This is a genomic window from Pseudomonas sp. StFLB209 (genome assembly GCF_000829415.1).
Classification (GTDB): domain Bacteria; phylum Pseudomonadota; class Gammaproteobacteria; order Pseudomonadales; family Pseudomonadaceae; genus Aquipseudomonas.
The window spans coordinates 5,679,201-5,698,031 of sequence record NZ_AP014637.1; the positions used below are offsets into that span (position 1 = coordinate 5,679,201).

The 18,831-nt window shown below is 62.1% G+C and carries 16 protein-coding genes; 3 read left to right on the forward strand and 13 right to left on the reverse strand.

The genetic code is table 11. From position 1 onward, the window contains the following. From PSCI_RS25290 to tssA, 10 genes are read right to left on the reverse strand one after another with little or no spacing between them, the layout of a single operon-like run. Positions 1-750 carry an FHA domain-containing protein gene (locus PSCI_RS25290; RefSeq protein ID WP_052483526.1) on the reverse strand — a complete coding sequence of 250 codons (750 nt, stop codon included), beginning with the start codon at positions 748-750 and terminating at the stop codon, positions 1-3. Between the two features lie 8 nt (positions 751-758). Further along, entirely contained in the window at positions 759-902 is a 144-nt protein-coding gene (locus tag PSCI_RS29325) for a type VI secretion protein (protein WP_144403335.1), read from the reverse strand. 31 nt (positions 903-933) lie between these two features. Next, on the reverse strand, positions 934-2,448 hold the full coding sequence (locus tag PSCI_RS25295; RefSeq protein ID WP_045492290.1) for a sigma-54 interaction domain-containing protein: 1,515 nt from the start codon (positions 2,446-2,448) through the stop codon (positions 934-936). Between the two features lies 1 nt (position 2,449). Then, on the reverse strand, positions 2,450-5,014 hold the full coding sequence (tssH, locus tag PSCI_RS25300) for a type VI secretion system ATPase TssH (RefSeq protein WP_045492292.1): 2,565 nt from the start codon (positions 5,012-5,014) through the stop codon (positions 2,450-2,452). 15 nt (positions 5,015-5,029) lie between these two features. Then, a complete protein-coding gene (gene tssG / locus PSCI_RS25305) occupies positions 5,030-6,037 on the reverse strand; it encodes a type VI secretion system baseplate subunit TssG (RefSeq protein ID WP_045492294.1) in 1,008 nt (335 codons plus the stop codon). Further along, positions 6,001-7,788: a type VI secretion system baseplate subunit TssF gene (tssF, locus tag PSCI_RS25310; RefSeq protein WP_045492296.1), complete on the reverse strand. Its 1,788-nt coding sequence runs from the start codon at positions 7,786-7,788 to the stop codon at positions 6,001-6,003. The genes tssG and tssF overlap by 37 nt, the downstream gene beginning before the upstream one ends. A gap of 19 nt (positions 7,789-7,807) precedes the next feature. Then, complete coding sequence (gene tssE / locus PSCI_RS25315; RefSeq protein ID WP_045492298.1) at positions 7,808-8,218, reverse strand: type VI secretion system baseplate subunit TssE; 411 nt, start codon at positions 8,216-8,218, stop codon at positions 7,808-7,810. Further along, the gene (gene tssC / locus PSCI_RS25320; protein ID WP_045492300.1) at positions 8,215-9,699 is read right to left on the reverse strand and encodes a type VI secretion system contractile sheath large subunit; all 1,485 of its coding nucleotides are present in this window, start codon (positions 9,697-9,699) and stop codon (positions 8,215-8,217) included. The genes tssE and tssC overlap by 4 nt, the downstream gene beginning before the upstream one ends. Positions 9,700-9,724: 25 nt before the next feature. Beyond that, on the reverse strand, positions 9,725-10,231 hold the full coding sequence (gene tssB, locus PSCI_RS25325) for a type VI secretion system contractile sheath small subunit (RefSeq protein ID WP_045492302.1): 507 nt from the start codon (positions 10,229-10,231) through the stop codon (positions 9,725-9,727). Next, complete coding sequence (gene tssA, locus PSCI_RS25330; protein ID WP_045492304.1) at positions 10,210-11,823, reverse strand: type VI secretion system protein TssA; 1,614 nt, start codon at positions 11,821-11,823, stop codon at positions 10,210-10,212. Before tssA ends, tssB begins: the two co-directional genes overlap by 22 nt. A gap of 511 nt (positions 11,824-12,334) precedes the next feature. Between tssA and PSCI_RS25335 the strand changes: the two genes are divergently transcribed. From PSCI_RS25335 to PSCI_RS25345, 3 genes are all read left to right on the forward strand, one after another. Next, complete coding sequence (locus PSCI_RS25335; protein ID WP_045492306.1) at positions 12,335-13,636, forward strand: Nramp family divalent metal transporter; 1,302 nt, start codon at positions 12,335-12,337, stop codon at positions 13,634-13,636. A 224-nt stretch (positions 13,637-13,860) separates the two neighbouring features. Next, positions 13,861-15,216, forward strand: coding sequence for a hypothetical protein (locus PSCI_RS28325; RefSeq protein ID WP_052483528.1), 1,356 nt, complete (start codon positions 13,861-13,863; stop codon positions 15,214-15,216). A gap of 4 nt (positions 15,217-15,220) precedes the next feature. Then, positions 15,221-15,889: an OmpA/MotB family protein gene (locus tag PSCI_RS25345; protein ID WP_045492308.1), complete on the forward strand. Its 669-nt coding sequence runs from the start codon at positions 15,221-15,223 to the stop codon at positions 15,887-15,889. Between the two features lie 146 nt (positions 15,890-16,035). Here the strand turns inward: PSCI_RS25345 and PSCI_RS25350 are convergent, their stop codons facing one another. Genes PSCI_RS25350 through PSCI_RS25360 form a run of 3 tightly spaced genes read right to left on the reverse strand, consistent with a single transcriptional unit; the run spans position 16,036 to position 18,784 of the window. Beyond that, complete coding sequence (locus PSCI_RS25350; protein ID WP_231906509.1) at positions 16,036-17,058, reverse strand: FecCD family ABC transporter permease; 1,023 nt, start codon at positions 17,056-17,058, stop codon at positions 16,036-16,038. Then, the gene (locus tag PSCI_RS25355; protein ID WP_045492310.1) at positions 17,055-18,017 is read right to left on the reverse strand and encodes an ABC transporter substrate-binding protein; all 963 of its coding nucleotides are present in this window, start codon (positions 18,015-18,017) and stop codon (positions 17,055-17,057) included. The genes PSCI_RS25350 and PSCI_RS25355 overlap by 4 nt, the downstream gene beginning before the upstream one ends. Next, the gene (locus PSCI_RS25360) at positions 18,014-18,784 is read right to left on the reverse strand and encodes an ABC transporter ATP-binding protein (protein ID WP_045492312.1); all 771 of its coding nucleotides are present in this window, start codon (positions 18,782-18,784) and stop codon (positions 18,014-18,016) included. The genes PSCI_RS25355 and PSCI_RS25360 overlap by 4 nt, the downstream gene beginning before the upstream one ends. Positions 18,785-18,831 lie beyond the last annotated feature (47 nt).

Consider the following 18,831-nt stretch of genomic DNA (forward strand, 5'->3'; position numbering starts at 1 on the left):
TCACTTGCGAAGATCGCTATGAAGGGCCCTGATCAGGCGCAGTTGTTCGCCATAGGCACGGGTCAGGTCCTGGACCAGCAGGTTCTGGCGCAATAAAGCAGCGCCATCGAGTGCCAGTTGTTCGCACGCGGCCTGGTCAATACCGTCCAGGCAAACCCCAAGCGCTGTTGCGTAGGCCTGCCAGAAGGCTGCGGTCGGTGGTTGGTGCGCGATCGAGTCAGCCAGCAGTCGGGGCACTTGCAGTTGTTCCCTGTCGATGCCGGCAGGCGGCAACTGTTGTTGCTCGGTATGTTGGTCATCCAGATCGCTCAGGAGCCGTCCCAGCGGCTGCCGATGAGCCAGGGACTCACTGAGCAGAAAGGCGTCGTCCGGAATCAGGCTGCCTGTCGGCATCGGTCGCCCGACCCGTATTTCGCTGTCATCTGCTGCTGGCAGCAGGCGTGCATGCAGTGTCAGCGAGCCAAGGCGATAGCAGGCGTCCGCCGCGACCGGTTGCGCCACGCCTCTGGGCAGCCGGCTGCCGGTGCGCAAATCGAAGGAGCCGTTGCGGCTGACATCGGTCAGCCAGAACCGGCCGTCCTGCCAGCTGATGCGCGCATGCCGGCTGGATACGTGGCGCAGCGTGTCCACCAGTACCCAGTCAGCCTCCGGACTTCGGCCAATCAGGCCACCAGCCTGGCCGAAACACATGTGCGCAGTGCTCACCTGCTGGCGCTGAGCGGGGTCGAGTATCTCCAGGATCAATTGCATTTCTACACTCACACTCCAGGCCCACGTTCGGCCGCCCGAGGGTCACCCAACGGGCGGTAATCACTGTCATCATTGGCCTGAAACAGGCCACAAGCGCTAAGACCAAGCATCACCAGAACCAGCAACAAGGCATGCCGAAGGCGCAGGAACATAGGTTTCTCCATTTATGAATCGAGGTTCAGCTCAGCAATCAGCGGGAAGTTCGCAGCGGATGTTGAGTCGTTGCAGGCGGTACAGCAGCGTGCGCCGGGCCATGCCAAGCTCGCGGGCCGTCTGGGTGCGATTGCCACCGTTGTTGTGCAGGCTTTCGATCACCAGGGCACGCTCGACCCGCTCCAGACGCTGGCGAAGATCGCCGCTGCCTGACGCCGGCAAGACGCCGGGCGGGCCGATGAAATGCTCAAGGCGCAACTGGCGGCCCTCACTGAGCAGTACAGCGCGCTCGACCAGGCCTTTGAGCTCGCGGACATTGCCGGGAAAGCCGTAACCATTGAGGTAATCCAGGGCCGCTTCTGACCAGCGCACCGTGCCCTGGCGCTTGGCAACCGCCAGCGCGGCAAAATGGCGAGCCAGGGTCGCCACATCACCCTGGCGATGACGCAGGGCCGGCAACTCGATAGGAAATTGTGCAAGCCGGTAATACAGGTCCTCACGAAAGGCTCCGGCCTTGACCAGCGCCCGCAGGTCGCGATGGGTCGCAGCGATCACCCGCACGTCGATCCGGTGCGGCTGGTTACAACCCAGCGGGCGAATCTCGCCTTCCTGCAAGACCCTGAGCAACTTGGCCTGCAAGCTCAATGGCATGTCACCAATCTCATCGAGCAACAGCGTACCGCCGCACGCGGTATCGAACAGGCCGGGGCGGTCGCGCAACGCACCGGTAAACGCGCCTTTGCGATAGCCGAACAACTCGCTTTCCAGCAGACCTTCCGGGCAGGCCGCACAGTTCTGCACCACGAACGCACCGGCCCGACGCTCTCCGTAATGATGGATCGCCCGCGCCACGACTTCCTTGCCGGTGCCAGTCTCGCCATTGAGTAATACGGTGCAGTCGCTACGCAGAACCTTGCCGATCATCTGCCGGGTCTGGCTGATCGCCAGGCTATCGCCGATCAGGCCATAGCCGTCAGCCGGCGCCACCGGCGAGTGAGTCGGCCCCGCCACGCCGGACGGCTCAAGCGCTGCGTGGTCGGCCTTGCGGGCAAGCATCAGCGTGCCCAACTGCGCCAGCACCCCGGCCGCGCCATGCAGTGGTCGCTGGCGGCTACTGGCGCACAGCATCAGCCCTTTGACCTGCCCGGCGACATCGGCCAGCGGCACACACAACAAGGTCTGCCAGCGGCACTCCGGCAGGAAGCTGATGTCATGCAATACCGCAATGATCGGGTTCAGGTACAGCGGCTCACCCTGACGCAAAGTGAAATGCAACAGCGGGCAGTCGCGGTAGTCCAGCGCCGGCTGCGCGGTGCCGTGCACCACAGCGTCGTCAGCCACAGACGCGGCAACGTGATGTTCTGCATCCAGATGCAGCCTCACGCCTGTGCTGTCGAGCAGGTAGACCTGAGCCAGTTCGCAGCCGGTGATGTCACTGAGAATGCGCACAAAGTCGTGCAGTAGAGTCTCATGCCCGGCGCTGGCCAGGGTCACGCACTGGCGCAACAGCTCAGTGGTTTGTTCATCGAAGCTCAGAAGCGGCATTTCAGGAGAACTCCCAAGCCACATGACCATCGCTGGCGAGACCGGCATGGGCCCGCTCAAGGGGTTCGCCACTGGCCATGGCGGCCAGCAGGCGATCGACCAGAACCGGCATCAGTTGCTGGTCGAACAGAGGGTCGATCAGCCGCGCGCCACTGGGATCCTGCTGGCAGCGCTGCGCCAGTTGCACGACCAATTCAGGGCTGTAGCTGAACTCCAGCTGACGCTGGCGCAGGCGTTGCCCCAGCTGTTGCAGCTTCAGGCCGACCAGTTCGCCCAGCACGGCGGTTCCCACCGGGTAGTAAGGCACCACACGCATCCGCGCCAGCAACGCCGGCTTGAAATGGCGACTAAGCGCGGGGCGAATCTGCTCGACCAATAACCCTGGCCCGGGACGCGCACCCTCGGCACACAGCGCTTCGATTTGCTCGCTGGCAAGGTTGGAGGTCAGCAGGATCAAGGTGTTGCGAAAGTCGATCTCGCGGCCCTCGCCATCGTTGGCAATGCCTTTATCGAAGATCTGGTAAAACAGGTTGAGCACATCCGGATCGGCCTTTTCGACTTCGTCGAGCAGCACCACCGAATAGGGCCGCCGGCGTACCGCCTCGGTGAGCATGCCGCCCTCGCCATAGCCGATGTAGCCCGGCGGTGCACCGATCAGCCGGGCCACGCTGTGCTTTTCCTGAAACTCCGACATGTTCAGCGTGGTCAGAAAACCCTCACCGCCATACAGCAATTGGGCCAGCACTCGCGCCGTCTCGGTCTTGCCCACGCCGCTGGGGCCGACCAACAGAAATACCCCTACCGGCGCATCGGGGCGATTGAGCCCGGCAGCAACCGTACGCACTGCTTGATCAAGGATCTGTACCGCCTGGTCCTGGCCTCTGATCCGCGCCTGCAAGTCTTGGGCAAAGCCTGCGACCCGCGCATTGTGTTCGCGAGCCAGTTGTTCTACCGGCACACCGGTCCAGGCACTGATCACTTGCGCGACCAGCCGTGGGCAAACTTCACAACTGGCCAGACGCTGCTGCGCATGGGCGTCGGCCAGGGCTGCGCGGGTTTGCAGCAGCTCACTCAGTGCCACGCCGTCATCCTGGCCGGCCGCTCGGACCTCACTGAGTTGCTGACGCAGCTCAGGCAAGCGCTCGGCCAACTCGCGCTGCCGATGCCAGTCGGCTTCCAGCGCCGGGAGCTGTTGTTCGGTATGCACCAACCGGTCTTGCAGCCGGGCCATGGCCTGCGCCGCCACGGTGAGTCCGGCGTCCTGATCGCGGCGCAGCGCCTGAAGTTGGCGCAGTTGTTGGGCATGCTCATCACGTAGCCGCTCCAGCTCCGCTGGCGCCGCGACCAGACTGATGCGAGCTCTGGCACAGGCGGTGTCCAGCACATCCACGGCTTTGTCCGGCAGTTGTCGGCCTGCCAGGTAACGTGCTGAAAGTTCGGCAGCGGCCACCAGCGCATCGTCGCGGATGTAAACACCGTGGCTGTGTTCATAGGCAGGCGCCAGCCCACGCAGGATCGTCAACGCCTCAGCCACGCTGGGTTCGTGCACCTGCACAGGCTGAAAGCGTCTGGCCAGGGCCGGGTCTTTCTCGAAGTATTTTTTGTATTCCGACCAGGTGGTGGCCGCAATGGTACGCAGCTCACCGCGGGCCAGGGCCGGTTTGAGCAGGTTGGCGGCATCGCTGCTTCCGGCCTGGTTACCGGCACCGATCAGGGTGTGGGCTTCGTCAATGAATATGATCACCGCTGGAGTGGCTGCGCGGGCCTCCTCGATCACGCCCTGCAAGCGCCGCTCGAACTCGCCCTTGATGCTCGCCCCGGCCTGCAACAGCCCCAGATCCAGCGCCAGCACGCGAACGCCTTGCAGCGCCGGCGGCACTTCACCGGCGCTGATGCGTAGCGCCAGGCCTTCGATCAAGGCGCTTTTACCGACGCCAGCCTCACCGACCACAATCGGATTGTTCTTGCGCCGCCGCAGCAGAATGTCGATCAACTGACTGATTTCGGCATCCCGGCACAGCACCGGGTCAAGTCGGCCCTCCAATGCCTGACCGGTTAGATCATGGGTAAAGCGCGGTAACAGTGCTTCGCTACTGGCCGCCAGCACAGCGTGCTGGCTGTCGGCTTGCGCGGCCGCCTTGAGTCGTTCGAGATTGAGTGACGCCAGCAATGGCTGATAGCCCTGACCGGCGTGCGCCAGCGGGTTGCCCAGCAGCGCCAGTAACAGTGCCGCCTGGTCGATGCAGGCCCGGCCCAGATCCAGATTGGCCACCAACAGCGCTTGCTGCAGCCATTGCACCAGCTCCGGGGCAAACGTCGGATGGCGCGAGGTGCTCTGGCCTGGGCGCGGTTGCAGCACAGCCTGCAACCGGCCAGCGTCGACACCGGCATCGCGCAAACCGCGCTCAAGCAGGCCCTGTGGGCGCTCAAGCAGACACAACAGCAGGTCGTCGACCAACAACTGACTGGCGCCACGGCTGACACAGCGCTCGGCGCAGGTTTGCAGGTCGGCGCGGGTTGGGGCATCGACTGCCTGAATGAGTTTTTGCAGGTCCAGGTTGATCATGCTTCAAGAGGTCCTTTAGTGAGTCCGGTTGCCCAGCGTGACCAGACCATCCGCCTGGTCAGCGCCCAGCCAGCTGGTCCAGCCCAGCCGGCAGGGGTTCTGCTCGCCAATGCGCAATTCACGAATCTGCTCGTGGCGCAGTTGCAGGCGGATGTCGTAGTCGAGCGGGTCACGCAGCGTGAAACGCACCAGCGCGCACAGCGGCGCAAAGCCACTGCCGATCGGTAGAAAGTCGTGGAAGCCTTGCCAGTCGAGCTGGCAGACATGAATGCGGAATTTGCCGCCACCATCGCGCACCCGATGGCCGACAATCAGGTCGTTGCCCAGGCGGCAATTGTCTGCCCCCAAACGGTTGCGTTGCTGCTGGTGCACCGTGACCCGGCGCTCGACACACTGCTCGATGTGCAAAAGCGGATGCTTGAAGTAGTAGCGCAACACCGCCTCGATCAACGCCGCCGAATGGGCGCGCAGGCTGAGCAGCCCCAGATAGGGCAGCAGGCGCTTCCAGTTCAGGTGCCGAGACTGGCGAATCGTCTCGCCGCCCAGGCCAATCAGCGCAAACAGCCGCTGCGAAAAGCGGTCATCGGCCCCACTCCTGAAGCTGGCGTGGTATCGGTATTTGGTCCATACCGGCAGCAGCAGCCGCTGCAAACGATGGTGGAAAAGATCGAGAAACAGCCGGGCTCGCTCACCCTCGCAGCCGTCGCGCAGTGCCTGCTCGGCATAGAAGGCCGGTAACGGTGAGGCAGAACCACACAGGCCGAGCAGGTTCAGGCGCAGGCGGGCACGTAACCGGCCATGCTCGGTAAAAAACTCGACCCGCTCCACGTCACTGACCGGAAACCCCAGGCTCGGGTTGGCCTGGAACTCCAGCAGCTCGTAAAGCTCGTCGTCGTCCAGTTCAGGGTGTTGCTCAGCCAGCCGGGTAATGATCTGGCGTACCGCCTGAAACAGCGAGTACTCGCGGATTGCGCTGCACAGCCCGCTCAGAGCAGGGGCTGCTGACCCATGCGTGGCGTCCATTGATACACGTCTCCCTGTGTGGTGCTGACTTGCAGCTCGTGAAAGGAATTGAGGCTGGCGTAGAGCGCGAAAAACTCATTGAGTACCGAGCCGAACAGATACAGGTCGCCATCTGCGATGTAGTGACGCGCGTCGATGCTCAGTTCGGTGCGCAGGCCACGCAGCGGCAGAGCGCCGTGCATCCGGTCGACCGCTTCATGGCGCACCGCCTGCAAGCCATCGAGCCGACGACGGCTGACTTTCTCGGCATGCGGGTCGTGGTAACGCGGCCAGTCATAGGTTTGCAGGATGACTTTGAGCGCCTCGACGTTGGCCAGCGACAGGTAGTTGAGCGACATGTTGCTGATCAGCTTCCAGAGAAATCCACGGCTCAACGGCGGCGCATGACTGGCGGTGGCCGGGACGATGTTGCGAAAGCGGATGAAACCCGGGCTGTTCTCGCAAGGCTGGTCAATCTCACCGACCTTGAGCTGGCGTGGCAGGTTCTGGTTGGTGCAGGTCAGTTGCACGGATACGGTTTCATCGCCGCCCCGACCAGCCACCGCAAAACTCAACCAGGTCTCCAGCCCCTCGTGCAGCGCCGATGGCCGCTGGCGCAGGCTGTAATGTGGCCGGCCCTGGGCAACGTCAAAACTCGGATCATGTTCGAAGGACTCGAACGGCACGTAGGTCCGGTAATCCAGCCCGCCACTGTTCCAGCCCGTCACCGAGTCGACCGAATACACACCGCACGTTGCCGAGCCTCGGCTGCCGGGCAACAACAGGTATTCGTCCTGACGCTGGTCGAAACGGATCGGCAACGCGTCCTGGCAAAACAGGTTGACGATGGGGGTGCAATAGAGCTTGATGTTGTCCAGGGTCGGACGCAGGTGCTCGATCGCCTTGCTGCGGATATCCATGCGCAGTTCCAGGCCGCGCAGGTTTTTCAGGGTCTGTTCCGGCAGGCTGCCCAACACGTCGAGGCCATTGATATCGACAAACAGAAACTTGTCCTCAAAGGCAAAGTACTCCTGCAAGAAGCGGTAGCCGCGAAAGGTGTTCAGAGGATAGGGAATCAACGCCTGGTCCTCTGCAAAGCCTACCGGCTGGACGCAGTCAGCAGACAGCTTGAAACTCAGCGGGCTGCCATTGACGTCACAAGCCGGTTTGCCGTGCAGATCCAGCGGCACCAGGCACAGCTCATCCAGATGACGCAGCAGGCTCAGGTACAGCATCTGGCTGATGTAGCGCTCGCCCGCCAGGTGCAGACGCAGGTTAGCCAGTTGCAATTGGCCAAGGTGACCGTCAGCGGTCATGCTCAGGTGCAAGCTGAGCAACGCGCCCTCCCCCTTTACCGAAAACTCCAGGCCGCTGGTTTGCAGAGCGTGTAACCGGGTGGCGTAGCAGGTGCGAAAACGGCAACGCACGCCCTCCACCTCACGGCTTTCCAGCTCTGTATCGCGGGCCACCAATTGACCGGGGCCGGCCTGCGCCAGCGCTTCGAACTGCACGATGCTGAACGCCGGCAACGGCCGCATGTAGTTGGGCCACAACAGGTGGATCAGCGAATGGGTAAGCTCGGGCAGTTCGTCGTCAAGCTTGTGCCGCAGCCGCCCGGTGAGAAAGGCAAAGCCTTCAAGCAGCCGCTCAACGTCCGGGTCACTGCCCGGTTGCCCCAGCCAGGGCGCCAGCGCCGGACTGCGCTCGGCAAAGCGCCGGCCCAGCTGGCGCAAGGCACTGAGCTCACTCTGGTAGAAATGATCGAAAGACAAGGTCAGTCACCTGGGCAGTTCATGATTCGACGCACACCTGACCACCAGCCTGGAGCCGCACCTGCCACCGCAGCGGGCGCCTTACGCCGGCCGCGACCAGTAGCGCCTCGAGCGCAAAGGCCAGGCGCAGCGGGTCACCCTGAGCTGGCAGCGGGATGACCCTGACCTCTGCCAGCCGTGGCTCATGGGCCGTGATAAACGCTTCGATGGCTGCGCGCCCCTGGCTCAGCGCGTCGTACAGGCTCAAGTGCAGGTTATTGAGGTCCGGCAGCCCGTAGTCAGCGCGAATCTGCACGCTGCCGGCACGGGTGCCGAGCATGCGTTGCAGATGGCTGGCCACCGAGTCTGTTACCGCCGCCTCATGACTCATGCCGCAGCGCCGGGCGGCTTCGCCCCCCAGGCGTTCGAACAGGCTGCCGTAGCCGGTCACTGGCTGACGTCCTTGTCCAGTTTGCCGACCAGCGACAAGGTGAAATCAGCGCCCATGTATTTGAAATGCGGGCGCACGTTGAGGCTCACCCGATACCAGCCCGGCTCGCCCTCGACGTCACTGACGCTGATCTGCGCGGCACGCAGCGGGCGCCGGCCACGGACTTCGGCACCGGGGTTTTCCTGGTCGGCGATGTACTGGCGAATCCACTTGTTGAGTTCCAGCTCAAGATCGGAACGCTCTTTCCATGATCCAAGCTGCTCGCGCTGCAGCACCTTGAGGTAATGCGCCAGCCGGTTGACGATCATCATGTACGGCAGTTGCGTGCCCAGCTTGTAGTTCAGCTCAGCGTTCTTGCCCTCGGCGCTGTTGCCGAAGAACTTGGGCTTCTGCACCGAACTGGCAGAAAAGAACGCCGCGTTATCGCTGCCCTTGCGCATGGTCAGAGCGATGAAGCCCTCCTCGGCCAGCTCGAATTCACGACGGTCGGAGACCAGCACTTCCGTGGGGATCTTGGTCTCGATTTCGCCCATGCTCTGGAAATGGTGCAGCGGCAAGTCTTCTACTGCGCCGCCGCTCTGCGGGCCGATGATGTTCGGGCACCAGCGAAACCGCGCAAAGCTGTCGGTCAGCCGGGTGGCGAAGGCATACGCCGTGTTGCCCCACAGATAGTGCTCGTGGCTCGCGGCGACGGTTTCGCGGTAGACGAACGACTTGACCGGGTTTTCTTCCGGATCGTAAGGGTTGCGCAGCAGAAAGCGCGGCAGGGTAAGGCCAAGGTAACGGGCATCTTCGGACTGGCGCAGGCTCTGCCATTTGGCGAACTGCGGCCCTTCAAAGTGATCACGCAGGTCCTTGAGGTCGGGCAGGCCAGTAAAACTTTCCAGGCCGAAAAACCCGGGACCGGTGGCAGCAATGAACGGCGCATGGGCCATGCAGGCCACACTGGCCACGTACTGCATCAGTTTGATATCCGGGGCGCTGGGCGACAGATAGTAGTTGGCAATCATTGCCGCCACCGGCTGGCCACCGAACTGCCCGTATTCGGCGGTGTACACGTGCTTGTACAAGCCCGACTGCATCACCTCGGCAGAGTCTTCGAAGTCTTCCAGCAGGTCCTGGCGCGAGACATTGAGGATTTCGATCTTGATGTTCTCGCGAAAGTCCGTGCGCTCGACCAGCAGCTTGAGGCCGCGCCAGGCGGACTCCAGTGCCTGAAAATCGGGGTGGTGGAGAATCTGGTCGACTTGCTGGCTGAGCCGCGCATCGATCTCGGCGATCATCCGGTCGGCCAGGGCTTTCTTCACCGGCTCGGCGCTGTTGTGCGGTTTAAGCAGTTCGGCGATGAACGCCGACACGCCGCGCCGGGCAATACCCCAGGCTTCGTCTTCGGGATTCAGGCGGGTCTGGGCGATGATGCTGTCCAGCAGGCTGTCGGGCTGGTCACCGGACGGGTTACGGGTTGCGGTCTGGGTATTCATCTAGCGGCTTTCCTTGGCAATGGGCTTACTGGGCGGGCGAGGTTTCAGGGCTGATACCCAGTTCTTGCAGCACGCGGTTGCGCGAAGGTTCGTCGCTCAGCACATCTTCAATGGCCTTGCGGAACGCCGGCGCATTGCCCAGCGGCCCCTTGAGCGCGACCAGCGCATCGCGCAAGTCCATCAGCTTGCGCAACTGCGGCACCTGGTCGACCAGGCTGGCGGGGTTGAAGTCGTTCATCGAGCGCACGCTCAGGCTCAGTGCCAGTTCATCGGTGGCCTCGTCATCCTGCAGGCGGTTAGCCACGCTGAGGTTCAGACACAGCTCCTGCTTGGCCAGCACCTCGTCAAAGTTGTGCTTGTCGATGGAGATGGGTTTGCGTTCTTCAAGCTTGCGTGGGTCAGGGCGACAGGTGTAATCGCCCAGGGCCAGCAGTTTGAGCGGCAGTTCGAGCTCTTCCTGAGCACCTCCGGTGGCAGGTTTGAAGGTGATGTTGATGCGTTCCTTGGGGGCTACCGAGGCGTCTTTGGCCATGCTGTTTCTCCTGGGGTTTGCGGCCCTTGGGCCTGTTCGAGCACCACCTCGGGATCGAGGTGGCACAGCCTGCGAAAAATCTCTTCCTTGCGCTCGCGCACGGCGTTGTTCTGCGGCAAGCGCTCGCAGCAGTTGTGCAGCAGGTGCAGGACCTGAAGTTGCAGTTGTGGCTCCCAACCGGCCTGCTGAGCCTGTAGCAAAAGCTGGTCAAGGCCCTCGAGCTGAATGCGCGCCAACTCATACTGCTGCGCGGCGAAACACAGCCGGGCCAGGCTCAACTGCCAGAAAAATCGCTCGCGGCCACAGGTCGCGCCGGTCAGCCCGGCCTTGAGCGGCTGCCCGGCGACCTTCAGGCCGTCCTTGGCCAGTCGTGCCACGGCCGTTTCCAGGGCCGGCTCCCAGGCCGGTCGCAGGTCTGCTTCGGCGGGTTCGACGACTGTCGCAAGGGGCGCCTGTTGCAGATGGACAGCGACGTATTGGGTGATCCAGAGGCTGGTGGCCGGGTCGACAAATGGCCTGCCGTCTTGAAAGCGCAACTGCGCCAACGCGGGTAAGCGCTGCAACAGCAAAGCCAGATGCAATTCGACGGCGCGCATCGCAAGATCGGCGTTCAGTTGCTCAAGGCACTGCCAGACCATGCGCTGCCCGTCGATCCAGAACGGCGCCTGGCTCAGGCTGTGCTCCAGGTCAATCAACAGATCGGCGTAGCCTCCGTCGGCGAAGCGCTTGTGATAATCGGCGAGCTGCTCAGCGGCCAGGCCGCGTACTGCGGTGACCTCGCCGTTACGCTCTGGCAGTGTCTGCACCGGCAGCCACAACAGGCTGCGGCTCAGATGTACGGCGCGAAAATCGCAAGCCTTGCTCTGCAACCACCAGCGGCACAGTGGCCCGGCCTGCTCTTGCAGGTTGCGCAGGGACTGCTGCGCCTGCTTGTGGCTGCTGACCTCGGCGCTTGGTGCCAGCCACTGGCTGGCGGCCTGACGGACCTGGGTGGTCACCGCCTCGACCACACCGACGGCCGGACGGTTGTCTTGCGCACGCTGAATCATTGCCGCCAGACGCCGACACAGCGGTAACAGCAGCGGCGCGGCAGTACCGAGTTGCTCGCTGAACAGCCGATCAAGTGCTTCGAGCAAGGTCAGTAAACGGCGGAACAGCTCAAGCTGTTCGCCCACTGCGATCTTGTCTCCCAGCAACGGGTCGAGGCGGTTCAACAGCCAGTTGATGGCTGCACAGCGGGTCCGCGGTTTGAGGGGATGCACGCTCGCCCAGTGGCGGCTACAGAGCTGCTCAAGCATGCCTATCCCGGCCAGCAGGCCGACAAAGGATTCGCGCTGGTACAAGGCCCAGGTCAACCAGACCGCCACCCGCAAGTCTTTGGACTGGTTGCGCAACAATGCTTCGCTGCGCTCCAGGACCAGCAGCCAGTCGACTCGTTGCCCGGCGTGCAGCGACTGCGCCTTGGCAATTTCCTGCTCCAGCGCTTCGAACTCGGCGCAGAAACGCACGTCTTCGCCCACGAAACTACGTTCGCTGATGGCGAGCTCGGCAATTTCCAGATAAACAAGGCACAACTTTGCGCGATAAGGCATTGGCATTCCGGCAGCAAAAGTGCGGTTAAGCACAATGCAGCCGAGAATATACCCGTGAATAAAAAACCAGCCAAAACAAGGGTTAGCGAGTATTTTAGGATGTTGTTAAATATTTAAACCATGGCTCAACCTGCAAACAACTCGCATCAATAAACACTGGAAACACTTATCTAGCCCACTCTAAGACACCGCATATACGGCATTAAAAGACCGAAAACAGCACGGCAAAACAAGTTGAAACAATAAATAAATTGCTTTTCAAATCATCACTAAAGTCGTGATCAGAGCGAGATGGCAAAAGCCCATCTCTTTCTTCGCTGATCGTATAACCGACCAACGGTACAGGGCCGCAGGTTCTGTAGAAGCCCTTGAAGCACAAGCCTCTGCGTGTTCATCACCCCCTAAAAAGCACCGCTTCAAGGCACCATGGGAACTTGCCAAGTTGTACGACATCCTATGTTGTGCTTGACTGCATCTCGTCCCACTACAATAACAATCGGAGACTTTCACCATGGCGAACAGTCGATCTGTCACAGCCAAATCCGCCGACGCTGCACAACCGCTACTCAAACGCATGACCAAACTACTGGGGCCAGGCATCATCGCCGTGTTGTCCTGGCTGGGTGCTGGCGATCTGATCACTTCATCGGTCGCGGGCGCCAACTACGGCTACGCCATGATGTGGGTACTCGCGGTGTCGCTGCTGTTGCGTTTTCTGATCGTCAACATCATTGCGCGCTTCCAGCTCTGCAATAACCAGGGCATGACCATCCTTGAGGGCTACGCCCAACTGCATCCCCTGTTTGCCTGGTTCATGCTGGGTTATGCCTTGCTCATGGGCCATCTGATCAATGCCTACATGATCAAAGGGGCCGGTGAGGCATTGGCGATGTTGCTCAATATCAACCAGCCATTGCTGTGCTCGGTGGCCGTAATTATCGCGGTCTGGTTGCTGGTCGGGCGCAACGTCTACAGCCTGATTGAAGGCGTGATGAAAGTCCTGCTGGCAATCATGACCCTGGCCTTCCTGGCGCTGGCCGTGATGTCCGGCCCCGATCTGGGCGGCATTCTCAAGGGCACCATCGGCTTCAGCATTCCACCAGACCAGGGCGTGCATGGCGCCGTGCTGGTGGCGGTTTCGGTAATTGGTGCGGTGGCCGGCTCCATCGCCAACTTCGTGCATCCGTACGTAATGCGCGAAAAAGGCTGGACGGGGCCGGAGCACAAGCGCATGCAGCGCAACGACCTGTTGTTCGCGGTCATCGTCGGTATTGTGATTAACCTGGCGATCTGGGTCGTTGGCGTGGAGATCCTGCGTCCTAATGGCCTGCAGGTCAGCACGCTGGGCGATCTGGGCAAAGCACTGGAAATGTTCTTCGGCCCGGCAGGCTGGTATGTGTTCTTCGTCGGGGTGTTCGCCACCTTGTTTGCCAGCATTGCGGGCAAGACCACGGCCTTTCCGATGCTGATCACCGACGCATTTCAGCACATCCGTCCTGAGCGCCGTGAAAAGTACGGCAAGGAATTTCATCAGGACCCGATGCACAAGTGGTTCATGCTGTTCATCCTGGTGACCCCGATCGTCTGGTCGCTGCCCGGCATGCCGGACTTCGTGACCCTGACCCTGGGCGTCAACGCGCTGAACATCGTCGGCCTGCCGATCATCTCGCTGGGCCTGTTGATCATGTCCAACCAGAAGTCGCTGCTCGACAAGCAATACCGTAACAACTGGTTCGAGAACATCGCGCTGGGCTTTGCCACCGGGCTGGCAATCTGGGTTGCCTTCCAGCTGGGTGGCGAGGTGTTTGGCTGACACTGGCTAAAGGCGGCCGGTTACCACCGCGCCGCCACTTGCCACGCAGCGGCTAAAGATTGGCGTCCGCCAGCCGATAGCGCCTTATCAGTCATGACTGACTCCCGGCTACCCAGGCCGGGTTTGTTCACGCGGACAAGGACCTCTGCAGTGCAGTTGCACACTCTCCCGTTTCATCCCGAACACACCCCACCCGTTGATCTGCGCACCGCTGAGGTGGGCGTATGAGCGGGGATTTTCTGCATTTTTTGCTACCGTCTGCTGACAGCGGGCTGGAACTGACCTTCTTTACCCTGATCATCGGCAGCATGCTGGTTTCACTGGTGGCCGCGGAGTTTTTCGGCCGCGAGCAGACCTGGCAACACAACTGGACCGGCGGAGCACAGCAAGGCGCACTGGATCTTGAGCACGGCTCGATCAGCGAACTTAGCCACGCCCTGGCGTCATTGCCCGAACGCATCGTCGCCAACATGCCAGGCCTGCTGCTGATTTTTGGCTTGCTGGGCACCTTTCTCGGCCTGGGCATGGCGCTGGACAAGGCTTCCGGCGTGTTGCAAGGCAGCGGTGATTCGCTCAATGCCATGAGTGATTCGCTGGCGCAACTGACCGGCATGATGAAAGACCTCGGTTCGAAGTTCAAAACCTCCACCTGGGGCATCATTGCGTTCATCGTTTTGAAACTCTGGGAAGCATCGCGCTGGTCGGCCGATAGCCGCCGGGTTGATTGGTGTGTGCGGCAGATGAAGCTGGAAATGGAGCTGAGCCGCCGCGACCAGCGCGCCGACAACGAACGCCGCGACCTGCAAAGCCGCGACACACAAGAGCGGGTTGGCGAGCGCCTGGTGCAGACCATGAACCAGCAATCGGCGTTGCTGACCGACGCCTTCGCCAAGCTGATGAATTTGCAAGCGACCCTGGCCAGCGAAACCCGCGAGCAGTCCGAGTCGCTGAATAAACGACTGATTACCCTCGCCAGTGTCAGCAATCGTCTGCTGACCAGCCTCGATCAACGCATCGAGACCGGTTTCGGACAACTTGACGGGCTCAAGCTCGAACAACTGCGCCACACTGAACAAACCCGGCAGCACTATGCCGAGCAAGCCAGGCAACTGGCGAACCTCGCTGCGCTGAACGAGAAAGGCAACCTGTGGCTGGACAGCCTCGATCAACGTGCCGAGTCCAGTGCCGGGCAACTGAGCGAGCTGAAGATCTTCAATGCCCGATTGATTGACCTGGCTCAGGAGCGCGACGATCACCTGCTCACGCAGGTGACCGAATTCATCAACCAAGTACGCGAGAGTAACCTGTCGTTGGCCAGCCTCGATCAGCGCGGTGAGTCGGTCGCCCGGCAACTCGATGCGCTGCTGCACGGCACCCGGGAAATCACTCAGCGGCTCGATGCCCTCAACACCTCCAGCGTCGCCCAGGAAACCCATCTGGAATCCACACTGGAAGGCATCGCCAGCGTGCACACGACCCTGCATGCGGCGACCGAGTCAGCCGGGCAGATGCTTGCCGAACTGAACAAGCCTGTGGCCCGGCGCACCCCCAAACATCCTGAATCCACTGAGTTTGCATAACAGCATGAAAGACAAACCCAACGAGTGGGTGTCCATCTCCGACCTGATGGCCGGGGTGATGGCGGTGATCATGCTGATGCTGGTGGTCTCGGTGCTGCAGAACAAGGCCGCCGAGGCCGCCAGCCGGGCTGAACGGCAGTTGCAGGAAGCTGCGCGCAGCAAGGGGCTGGATAATCTGCTGACTCAATTGCAAGCCGATCTGGCCCAGCACGGTCAGTCTGCGTTGGTGGATATTGATCTGGCCAGCCGACGTCTGACGCTGCCCGATGATGCGTTTGCCCGTGGCAGTGCCTGCGTGACACCGGCCACTGAGGCGGTGCTGGTCCGGCTGGGCACGCGGATCGCACGCTTTATGCAGGACAATGCCCAGGCGCAGGTGCAGGTTGAGGGACATACCGATAACGTGCCGGTGAGTCGGGCGGTGACGGATATCCGGCGGTTTTGTACGGTGTATGACGATAACTTCACGCTTTCGGCGGCGCGTGCCAGGGAGGCGCGCAAGCGTCTGGTGGCCGCACTTGATGCCGGCCAGGCGTTGCGGGTAGTGGTGGCCGGTTATGGTGATTCGCGGCCCAGGCCGGGGATCGATCCGGCCAGCCCGCTCAATCGGCGGGTGGAGATTCAGTTGCTGATGGTGCCGCAATTGGCTGCGGCGTCGCAGGAGCGGTTTTAACCGCAACACTGGTCACTTAGGTACTGTATACCCCCGATGGGAGTGACCTTGGTCTGGACGGCACTCCGACGAAAAGGCCAGTAACAACACTACATCTGCCGTGAACGCGCCGCCGTCTTCGTTGGCAACCGGAACACCGGCAGGCTTTAGCCCCTGCGCAATAACACCACGAAAAATATGCCGCCCAACGCTGCGGTGGCGATGCCGATCGGCAGGTCTTGGGGGGCGATCAATGTGCGTGCGGCGACGTCGACCCAGACCAGGAACAAGGCGCCCAGCAAGGCACTGACGGGAATCAGCCGGCGGTGTTCGGCACCGACCAGGTAGCGCGCCAGGTGCGGCAGCATCAGACCGACGAAGCCGATCGCGCCGGCTTGCGAGACCAGCACACCGGTCAGTAACGAGCAGCAGACAAATACCTGCCAGCGCACTTTGCGTGTGTCGTAGCCGAGACTGACTGCGGTTTGTTCACCGCTCATCAGGGCATTGAGCGGCCGGGCGAGGGTCAACAGAAGCACAAACCCCGCCAGGACGCATATCGCCGGTACCGCCAGCAGCTCCCAACGTGCCAGGCCCAGGCCGCCGAGCATCCAGAACATCACCGAACCGGCCGCGTGCGGGTCGCCGATGTACAGCAACAGATTGACCAGCGCCATCAAGACAAACGACACCGCCACCCCGGCCAGCAGCAACCGGTCGCTGGCCAGCCGGCCTTGGCGGTTGGCCAGGTTCAGCACCAGCAGCATGCTGCCCAGCGCGCCGATAAAAGCGGCCAGTGGCAGGCTCAGGTCACCGGCAAAGCGTCCCAGGTACATCACCACCACCACCGCCCCTAACGCCGCGCCGGAGCTGACGCCCAACAGATGCGGGTCGGCCAGCGGGTTGCGGGTGACCGCTTGCAGGGCACTGCCGACCATCGCCAGCCCGGCGCCGACCAGCGCGCCGAGCAATACCCGTGGAGCGCGGATCAGCCAGACGATCTGCTGTTGTCCCTGGCTCCAGTTGCCGTTTACCGAAAAGCCCAGTTGATCCAGGACGATGCCGCCGACCTGGGTCGGCGACAGGCTGGCCGAACCGAAACCAAGCGCCAGTACGCAAGACAGCGTGAGCAGCGCCAGCAGCCCGAGAATCAGGGCACGATAGGCAATCTGTCCGATTATCGGCTTCACTGCGTGCTCTGGCTGAACAGCTGCGGATACAGCGCGGCGGCGAGTTTCTCTACCGCTTCGGCGTTGTGCAGTGAAGGCGTGGCTTGCAGGTAGCTGAGCACGACAAAACGCTGTTTGCGAATCGCCTCGACACTTTGCAGCGCCGGGTGACGCAGCAGGAAGTCGCGTTTGGCCTGCCAACCGATGGGGCCGTAATCAACGATGACGATCAGTTGTGGATCGCGCTCCACCACGCTTTCCCAGTTGACGCTGGTCCAGCTGGCGGCCAGCTCATCCATGACATTGTGGCCACCGGCGCTGTCGATCAGCGCTTGCGGCATGCCCAGTCGTCCGGAGGTCAGTGGCCGGTCTTCACCGCTATCGTAGAGAAACACCCGTGGCCGCTGTGCTTGCGCGGCCACACGCTGATGGACCTGTTGCAGGCGCTGTTGCATCTGCCCGATCAATTGTTGCGCGCGGTCTTGGACGGAAAAGATTTTCCCCAGGTTGCTCAGGTCGCGGTACAGGTCTTCGAAGCGAGCCTCGCGCTGCTGCATGACAAACGAGCAGGATTCGCTGAGTTCATAAACCGGGATACCAAACGGCGCCAGGCTTTGCGGGGTGACCGGGCCGTTGATGCGCATGCCGTAATTCCAGCCAGCAAAGAACAGGTCGGCACCCGCTTCGAGCAGGTTCTCCGGCGACGGGTAACGGGCGGCCAGTTCGGGCAGCCCAGCGAGCTGCTCGCGCAGCGACAGGTCGAGGGTTTTCCAGCCGCTGATGCCGGTGTAGCCGACCATCCGCTCTCGCAGGCCCAGTGCCAGCAGCATGTCGGTCATGTTCACGTCATGACTGACGGCACGCTGCGGCGCGCGCTCGAAGGTGACCTCGCGCTCGCAACTGCGCACGGTCAACGGGTATTCACTGGCCTGAGCCGCATGGCTGACGGCCAGGGTAAGTAACAACAGGATACGAATCATGCTTGGGTTATCCAGGTAATACGCGGGTGGTCAGCCAGCGGGTGACTGTCGACCAGGGCTTGGACACCGAACACTTCGCGCAGCAATTGCGGGGTCAGCACTTGCGCAGGCGTGCCGCTGGCCGCCAGTTGGCCGTCATGCAGCACGTAGAGGCGATCACAGAAGGCTGCGGCCAGGTTCAGGTCATGAAAGCTGGCCAGGGTGCTGAGCCGCAGGCGGCGCAGCAACTGCAGCAGCTCCAGTTGATAGCGTGGGTCGAGGTGGTTGGTCGGCTCGTCGAGAATCAGCAGTTGTGGCTGTTGCACCAGCGCGCGGGCCAGCAGCACCCGCTGCTTTTCACCACCGGACAGGCTGGCAAAGGTGCGCGTTGCATGCAGCTGCATGCCGCTGCGTTGCAGGGCCTGGTCGATCAGCGCCAGGTCCTCGACGTTGTCACCCTGTAACAAGCCTTTGTGCGGCGCTCGCCCCATGGCCACCACATCCTGCACGCTGAGGCCGAAATCCTCCGGGAACTCCTGCTGCATCACCGCGATGCGCCGGGCGCTCCAGCGCTGGGTCTGCTGCCAGAGATTCTGGCCGTCAAGCAGCACCTGGCCGGCATCCGGCTGGCTGAAGCGCCAGGCGCAGCGCAACAGGCTGGTCTTGCCGCTGCCGTTGGGACCGATCAGGCCGACGAACTCGTGCTCACCGACCTGCAGGTCAATGTCGTGCAAGGCGAAGCCTGCGGCGCGCGCCCATTCAAGTTGCTGGATGTTCAGATGCGCCATAAAGGATTCCAGTCGGGGCGCCGGCGGTGGGCCACCAGCGCCAATGG